Source organism: Desulfovulcanus sp. (assembly GCF_982781345.1).
Window position 1 is genome coordinate 1 of sequence record NZ_CEYAEZ010000163.1, and the last position, 1,356, is coordinate 1,356.

A 1,356-nucleotide genomic window follows, 5' to 3' on the forward strand; every position below is an offset into this window, starting at 1 on the left:
GCTTCATCAGGGTTTACATTGTTCTTCAATATTGCGTAGAAGTATGGTCTAAAACCTCTATCTAGTAGGAGTACTCTATTACCATCACGATCAATCCCATATATCCTAAGCTCAAGACCTCTCTTACCAATACCATACGTAATATCTAACAACCACATCTCTAGATCAGACATTCTACACTATATAATGCAGATTAGACTTTATAAGACCTAACACAACACATAGAACAGAGATGTCGAGTGTAGATACTTCACAGGGAAAAGCGACTAAAGCAGAAATTGAAGAAAGACTAAAACAGGCACTATACTACCTAACTAGAGTAGTTCAAGATATGGGAGTACCTAGAAATATACGTAGAGCTGCAAGTGAGGCAATTAGAGTACTAATGAATCCATCACTAAGTCCTGGAGTTAAAGCATCGATGGTTATAAGTATACTAGATGATGTATTAATGGATCCAAACATGCCACTATTTAGTAGGGTAATATTTTGGCAAGTAATAAGCATACTTGAACAAATTAAAGATATAGTATAGCCATGTTTTTAACATTTAACAATTTTTGATATGAAAAATCCAGAACATCTATGTATGTGAGGTAGAATGACAACACACTTCCTGAGTATAGGACTAGAAATACCCAACTTTAAAAATCCAATATAGTCAATATCGACATTATCTAAATTAAGCATAGAGATAACATTATACTCATTCTCTTCATATGTTAAAGTACATGTACAATAATACACAGTACTACCTCTCAAAACCTTACTTAACACATTTCTAAGAAGATTTCTCTGAAGTATAGACTTATTTAAAACATCTATAGGAGTTAACCACATCTTAATTTCAGGATTATGTTGAAGTCTACCTAAACTAGAACAGTCCGGATCTATTAAAAATAGTTTAGTACTATCTCTAAGCTTGATAGGAAGATATGTAGAATCAGTATGCACATAGTCAACATTGTATAACCTGATTCTCTCAACATTCCTCTTAATCTCTAAAATTCTTCTTCTAGAAATTTCAAAACCTATAGTATAAAATCCATATTGAGATATGTAAGACATCTTATTACCAGGACCAGCTGTCAAATCTATAAAAATAGTCTTATACTTCTTACACTCCTCGAGGAGTAGTTTAGATATAGCTAAACTAGCCTTATCTTGAGGATATATTAAACCATCTCTATACTCTTTCAATTTAGCAACATTAACATCACTATGAATAACTATTAAATCATCAAAGTCTGAATCAACACTACAAGAAATACCTCTCTCGTTGAGTCTTCTAACAACTTCGTCAACACTTACTAGATGTGTACATACTCTAACATACTTAACAGGTTTTTCCATTAA

General features: G+C 32.4%; 2 protein-coding genes. One reads left to right on the forward strand and one right to left on the reverse strand.

Annotated features, from left to right (window positions below; translation table 11 throughout):
• The first annotated feature begins 232 nt into the window (after positions 1-232).
• Entirely contained in the window at positions 233-535 is a 303-nt protein-coding gene (locus tag AC3WVG_RS11930) for a stationary phase-response protein (protein WP_488798339.1), read from the forward strand.
• An 8-nt stretch (positions 536-543) separates the two neighbouring features.
• Here the strand turns inward: AC3WVG_RS11930 and AC3WVG_RS11935 are convergent.
• Positions 544-1,356 (reverse strand): RsmB/NOP family class I SAM-dependent RNA methyltransferase (locus AC3WVG_RS11935; RefSeq protein ID WP_488798340.1); only part of this gene is annotated, 813 nt, incomplete at its 5' end.